This is a genomic window from Polaromonas sp. P3_C2, from assembly GCF_056402675.1.
On record NZ_JBFUGX010000414.1, the window covers coordinates 1 to 3810 of the forward strand.

General features: G+C 60.1%; 4 protein-coding genes and 1 pseudogene. 4 read left to right on the plus strand and 1 reads right to left on the minus strand.

Annotated features, from left to right (window positions below):
- The 3 genes from AC1DWI_RS16195 to AC1DWI_RS16205 all read left to right on the plus strand — a co-directional run.
- Nucleotides 1-443, plus strand: a 443-nt coding sequence (locus AC1DWI_RS16195) for an MFS transporter (RefSeq protein ID WP_477725213.1), incomplete at its 5' end; no start/stop codon positions are given.
- Nucleotides 444-504: 61 nt separating this feature from the next.
- Nucleotides 505-723, plus strand: coding sequence for a hypothetical protein (locus tag AC1DWI_RS16200; RefSeq protein WP_477725214.1), 219 nt, complete (start codon nucleotides 505-507; stop codon nucleotides 721-723).
- A 192-nt stretch (nucleotides 724-915) separates the two neighbouring features.
- Nucleotides 916-1380, plus strand: coding sequence for a hypothetical protein (locus AC1DWI_RS16205; protein WP_477648213.1), 465 nt, complete (start codon nucleotides 916-918; stop codon nucleotides 1378-1380).
- 244 nt (nucleotides 1381-1624) lie between these two features.
- Here the strand turns inward: AC1DWI_RS16205 and AC1DWI_RS16210 are convergent, their stop codons facing one another.
- Nucleotides 1625-2737, minus strand: coding sequence for an ABC transporter substrate-binding protein (locus AC1DWI_RS16210; protein WP_477670066.1), 1113 nt, complete (start codon nucleotides 2735-2737; stop codon nucleotides 1625-1627).
- 200 nt (nucleotides 2738-2937) lie between these two features.
- Between AC1DWI_RS16210 and AC1DWI_RS16215 the strand changes: the two are divergent.
- Nucleotides 2938-3810: pseudogene (locus AC1DWI_RS16215) on the plus strand (excinuclease ABC subunit UvrA); the annotation flags it as partial.

The following is a 3810-nucleotide window of genomic DNA, read 5'->3' on the forward strand; positions in this document are numbered from 1 at the left end:
ATATCTCCAGCTACACCGCCAAGGGCCTCAGCGCCGACGACGCCAAGAAGAAGGATGCCGAGTTCAAGAAAGCGGTCGCGGACGACCTGAAGGCTGCCGGCTACCCGAGCAAGGCTGATCCAGCCAAGGTCGACAAGGTCATGGTCACGGCCATCCTGTTCTATCTGGTGGTTCTGGTCACCATGGTGTACGGCCCGATCGCAGCCATGCTGGTGGAGTTGTTCCCGACCCGCATCCGTTATACCTCCATGAGCCTGCCGTACCACATCGGTAACGGCTGGTTCGGCGGCCTGCTGCCCACCACGGCTTTTGCCATCGTGGCGCAGACCGGCAATATGTACAACGGCCTCTGGTACCCGATCATCATCGCCGGCATGACGCTGGTGGTGGGCACCTTGTTCATCAAGGAAACCAAGGACGTGGATATTTACGCCAACGACTGATGGGTATTTGCGCCGGTGCGGGCCAGGAGCCCGCACCGGCCTTTTCAGGCTGAAAAGCCTTATGTTTTTTACGGGCCCTCGTCATCCATTTGCCGGGGGCTTTTTTTTGGGAGAAAGAAAGATGTGGAAAATTGTTGTGGGTTTTATCGTGATTGCCGGGCTGGCATTATTTCTGTTGAACAAGGGCGGCGATATTKATCTGGGCGGTGAAAAACATGGTGCTTCGCGGCTGGCTGCACCTGTTGTTATCACTGCTCTGGAAGCGCGTACGAATGGTTGAGTGAAGGGGTCAGGCTGACAGCGAGTGGCGCTTTTGCGTGCAGGACGTCGCCGCGATCATGCCCAGAAAAGGTGCGTTGCCGGTGAAAATGAGTTAAATTGAATTAACAGAGACAAAAACAACGATCACAGCGTCTCTGAAAATCAAGCACCTCATGGTGGCACCCTCGCGCATTTATTTGGAGATCAGCCGATGATTTACACCAAGACGGAAGCCGGCCAGACCGCCGTGCAGAACCGAACCGTCGCATTGACCCCCCGGCAGCGCTCTGCCTTCATCATGTTTGACGGCAAACGCAGCCTGGAGGATGTGGTCAAGGCCACCTCGGGGTTCGGCGTCACCGCAGAAGACATCAACCACCTGATTTCGCTGGGCCTGCTGGCGCCGCTGGCGGTGCAGCCGCCTGATGAGCCGGTTCCGGAGGTGTCGGCCCAAAACGCGGATGGCAGTCCTACCCTGAATGCGCAGGAGCATTATTCAAGGGCTTACCCCATCGCCACGCGGCTGACGGCTGCCCTGGGCCTTCGGGGTTTCCGCCTGAACCTGGCGGTGGAAGCCGCAGGCGACATCGACAAGCTCAAGGAGCTGGCACCCAAGATCAAGGAAGCTGTAGGCCCCGAGAAGTTCAAGGAACTCGAAAGCGCGCTTTACGGCTGAGCAAACCCGTACGGCTTGGCGCCGCAGGCGTGYGAATTCGCAAGCAGGGGCCGCGATCCGGCTACGCCGGGCGCAAGGCGCCTGTCCCCCCTGGGGGGAGGTGACGCTACACGAAGTGAGCGTCGGCAGGGGGGATTCTCTTTTCAAGCAGGGGCCGCGATCCGGCTAYGCCGGGCGCAAGGCGCCTGTCCCCCCTGGGGGGAGGTGACGCTACACGAAGTGAGCGTCGGCAGGGGGGTGCTATTTATCTCTTGAATTTTCCGTCGGTGCCGATGATGGACAGATCGGCAAAATCCAGCCCGGTATGGTCTTCGGGGCTGTAACTCACTTCCAGCCCGCCGATATCAATCTTGCGCATGCCCTCCAGGGCCGCCTGGAGTTTCTCGCGCGTGGGTTTGGCGCCTGCCCGGCGCAAGCCCTCTACCAACACCTTTGCAGCGGCAAAACCTTCCAGCATCGCGGGGCTCACGTCGGCTTGCCCCTTGGCCTTGGCCAGCTCCTGTGCTTCCTTCACCATGGGGAAGGCGATGGACCGCTCATACGGAAACACCTGCGTGACGATCACGCCACGGGCGTTGTCGCCCAGGCTTTTCACAAAGCCGCCCGAGGCATTATTCGAAAGCGTCACGATCTGCGCCGTGGAGCCGCCCGCGCGGAAGGCCTTGATGCCGTCGACCACGGCCTGCCCTGAGGCCACCATGATGACGGCCTGCGCGTTGGACTGGTAAACCTTGGGTGCGATCGGCGCGAAGTCGGGTTTGGAGCGGTCGAATTTTTCCAGTACAGCGGGCTGCAGCTTGGCAGTCGTCAGCCCTTTTTGCGCGCCCATCACGCCGTCAGCGCCGAAGCTGTCGTCGGCATACACGATGCCGATACGGGTGATGCCCATGGAATGCAGGTGAGTGACCGCTTTCTCGGCTTCACGCTGGTAGGTGGCGCGTACGTTGAACACATGTTTTTTGACGGGCTGGTGCAGCACCATGGCACCGGTAGAAGGGCCGACCAGCGGCACGCTGTTTTTGTCGAGCAGCGGAATGATGGCTTCGGTATGGGGTGTACCGCGGGTCAGGAACATGGCCAGCACGTTTTGTTCTTCAATCAGCTTGCGTGCGTTTTCGACCGCCAGCTTGGGATCGAATTTGTCGTCGAGCGACACCAGCTCAATCTTTTGCCCGCCCACACCGCCCTTGGCATTGACGGCGTCGATGTAGAGCTTGGCGCCTTCCGTGGTTTCCTTGACGCCGGCGCCCACGGGGCCAGTAAACCCTGCGGTCTGCCCGACAAGGAGTTGCGCATGGCTGGCCTGGGCCACGGCCACCATCGCGATGGCGGCGCACCATCTGCTGAGTTTTTTCATGTTGTTCACAGTGTTTCCATCCGGGGTGAAATGATGTATCCATAAGTGAAGCATGAAAGCGCAAAAAATGCGATCAGGAAAACCAGAAGCCGCCCTAATTGGCGTAGCTAAAAGTGTGCAAAAAGGACATTAATCCCTACATCCTGCACAGCCGGTTGCCCTGTCTAGAATGTTTGACCTCTTCAGGAAAGACTGCACTCATGTCCCAGGGAATCATCCGCATTCGCGGCGCGCGCCAGCACAACCTCAAAAACCTCGATCTGGATATCCGCACCGGTGAAATGACGGTAGTCACAGGGCCCAGCGGCTCGGGCAAATCCTCCCTGGTCTTTGACACGCTGTTCGCCGAAGGCCAGCGCCGCTATGTGGAGACCTTCTCTGCTTACGCGCGGCAGTTCCTTGACCGCATGGACAAGCCGGCCGTCGACAAGGTGGAAGGCGTGCCGCCCGCCATCGCCATCGACCAGACCAACCCGGTGCGCAGCTCGCGTTCCACCGTGGGCACCATGACGGAGTTGAACGACCACCTGAAGCTGCTTTACGCGCGCGCCGCCCAGCTCTTCGACAAACAGACCGCGCAGAACGTACGCCACGACACGCCTGAATCGATTTATGCCGAGCTGATGGCGCGCACCACAGAGGGTGATCCGCGCGTGGTGTTGACCTTCCCGGTCGAGCTGCCCGGCAACACCAGCKCCGAGCAGGTCGAGCAGTGGCTCTCTGTCAGTGGTTTCACGCGCGTGCATGCCCAGCGCGACGTGGCCACACCGGCCGGCCCGCACAAGCTGCTGGACGTGGTGGCCGACCGTTTTCGCACCCACGCGGTGGAAAAAGCCCGTGTGATGGAAGCTATCGAAACGGCGTTGAAGCGTGGCGGGCGCCTGAACATCTATGTACAACACGCAGAGGATGGTCAACCGGATGTGATGTGGCGCTTCTCCACGGGCCTGCATTGCCCCGACAGCGACCTGCGCTACACCAACCCCACGCCCTCGCTGTTCTCTTTTAATTCGGCCATGGGTGCCTGTGAAACCTGCCGCGGCTTTGGCCGCGTGATCGGTGTCGACTACGGC

Coding starts and splice junctions, on each gene's coding strand:
- AC1DWI_RS16205 (WP_477648213.1), top strand. CDS start 916: ATGATTTACACCAAGACGGAAGCCGGCCAGACCGCCGTGCAGAACCGA.
- AC1DWI_RS16210 (WP_477670066.1), bottom strand. CDS start 2,737: ATGAAAAAACTCAGCAGATGGTGCGCCGCCATCGCGATGGTGGCCGTG.